Source organism: Mycobacterium sp. (assembly GCF_049683935.1).
Taxonomy (GTDB): domain Bacteria; phylum Actinomycetota; class Actinomycetes; order Mycobacteriales; family Mycobacteriaceae; genus Mycobacterium.
In genome coordinates this window covers 1-2,337 of record NZ_JBAUJR010000104.1, presented here as the reverse complement: position 1 = coordinate 2,337, position 2,337 = coordinate 1, and the positions used below count along the sequence as shown (strand labels likewise).

General features: G+C 62.6%; 1 protein-coding gene and 1 pseudogene. Both read right to left on the bottom strand.

Annotated features, from left to right (window positions below):
* Positions 1 to 192 precede the first annotated feature (192 nt).
* A complete protein-coding gene (locus WA965_RS05790; RefSeq protein WP_526447222.1) occupies positions 193 to 981 on the bottom strand; it encodes a tyrosine-protein phosphatase in 789 nt (262 codons plus the stop codon).
* A gap of 105 nt (positions 982 to 1,086) precedes the next feature.
* Positions 1,087 to 2,337: pseudogene (locus WA965_RS05785) on the bottom strand (carboxyl transferase domain-containing protein); the annotation flags it as partial.

Sequence of the window (2,337 nt, the reverse complement as noted above, 5' to 3'; positions counted from 1 at the left end):
CTCCTCGGCGATGGTGATAAATGCCATCAGATGCCTGAACTCCATGGCGCTCTCCCCAATTAGTTCGTAGGGATAACAGTAGCGAGAGGGAATAACTGCACGTGAACGCAGCGAAACCGCACGGTGCAGCCACGGTGTCAGCTGAAGGCCACTGCTGCGGAGAGTTCGTTTCCGCCAAGGTGAGGTGCACGCTCAGTCATTCGGCCCGTCGGTCAGCAACACTCCCCTCAGGTCAACCAGGGCGGATTCGCTGATGCCGATCGCGTTCAGGTAGGCCTCGAACGACCCGTGCACCCGGTCGACGGTCTCCAGACCGTGGCGATAGTACTGTTCACTCACCCCGAGCATGGCGTTCGACGGTTCGATCGGGTTCTCCTCGCCCATCGTCGACCACACTGCCTGCATGTGTTTGCGCAGCGGCTCGATTCCAGAGTTGCTTCGTAGAAAGTCGGCCACGATGTCCGTATCGGACACTCCCACAGCGCGCAACACTGTCGCTATCGTCCATCCCGCGCGGTCCTTACCAGCGGCGCAGTGCACCAGGATCGGCCCCTCCCCCGCTGCCAGTACTGTGACGACCTCGCGTATCGCGTCGAACGCGCCCTCGAGTGACGAATACGAGGAGTACGTGTGCATCATGTGGCCGAGCTGGTCGTCTTCGTCGCGCGCAACACCACCCTCGTGCGGAGCGGAATCGCCCTTGTGGTTCCGGTAGGGAGTATTGCGTAGGAGGACGCCGACGGGAAGGCGATCGGCCCCGCTACGCGCTATTTCGGCATCGCCGCGAAGATCGAATACCGCCTTTACTCCAAGCCTTCTCATTTCGGTGCGGCCTTGTTCGTCCAACTGTGACAGCTCGGATGATCTGAATAGCATCCCACTCCGAACGGCACGCCCATCCATTGTTCGGGCGCCACCGACGTCCCGGAAGTTCCATGCTCCGGACAATCGAAATTGGTCGATGCAGATCTGCTTCGACATGAGCGCGCATCACCCCTGCATCGCGATTTGAGCACTTCCCGAAACTGCCAAATCCGACAAATGGTGTCGGATATCTTCATTCATCTCTTCCAGCGCACCTGAAGTACGGGCCATTCCTCGTTCGATGGCGGCGATGAGTTGTGGTCGTAGTTCGGCGGCGGGGACGATGTGGTGGACGGATCCGACGGTTTGTGCTCGTTGGATGTTGTGGATGGCTTCGAATTCGGCGGCGACTTCGCCGAGTTTGGCGTTGCGGATGTCTGCTTTCTTGGTTGCCAGTTCGACGCGGAGGTGCGCGCGTTCGGCATCGGTCTCTGCGGCGGTGAGCTTGGCTTCGAGTTCTTTGACGCCGGGGTCGGCGGCGGTGCGGGCGTTGACGTCGCGGGTGAAGACCACCGCTGCTGCGGGTGCGCCGCCGAGGACGGAGGCGAAGGATCCTTCGACGGCGAGGACTTCCATGTTGTCGTTGAGTGCTCCGGAGAAGACGACGAATGCGCCGCCGTGGTAGCGGGAGACGACGCAGAAGACGATGGGTCCGTCGAAGTTGACGATGGCGCGGCCGATTTCGGCGCCGTATTCGAGCTGGATGTTGCGCAGTGACTCGGGCGAGCCGTCGAAGCCGGAGAGGTTGGCCAGCACCACGATCGGGCGGGAGCCGCTGGCGGCGTTGATTGCTCGTGCGGTTTTTTTGGAGCTGCTGGGGAACAGGGTGCCTGAGGTCCATTGGTCGGGTCCGTCGGACGGGAACCAGCCCTTACGGGGGATGGCGCGTGATTCGATACCGATGACGGAGACGGGGATGCCGGCGAGGTGGGCGTCGAAGACGACGGAGGTGTCGGCGTCGGCCATGTCGGCCCACCGTTCGAGAACCGAATGGTCCTGGTCGACGACGGCGCGCATGACGGTGCGGATGTCGAACGGTTTCTTGCGGTCGGGGTTGGTCACACTCGAGAAGATGTCGCCGACGGTGGTGAAGTCGGATGCCGGGTGCACGTGCGGGTAGCTGCGGACGTCGCGGGTGATCGGATCGGCGGTGGTCGCCCGACGCGGGAAGCGCTCACCGGGAGCAGCGTAGGCGTGGTCGTAGTGCGCGAACAGTACGTCGACAGCAGCGCGGAGGTTCGGGGCCCAGTATTGGGCTTGTCCGTTGGGTCCCATGACGCGGTCGTAGCCACCGATGCCGAAGTTGTCTTCGGCGGAGACGCCGCCGGAGTAGTCCAGGGACTGTTTGCCGGTCAGGACCATGGCGCTGTCGGGTGTCATCACCAGGATGCCCTTGGTGTGGGCGAGCATCGTGGCTTCGGCGTTCCAGTACGGCTGGGCGCCGACGTTGATGCCGGCGACGATGATGTTGAT

Bases quoted from the DNA above. Each gene is read 5' to 3' on its own strand.
- WA965_RS05790 (WP_526447222.1), bottom strand. From the start codon at position 981: ATGTCGAAGCAGATCTGCATCGACCAATTTCGATTGTCCGGAGCATGG.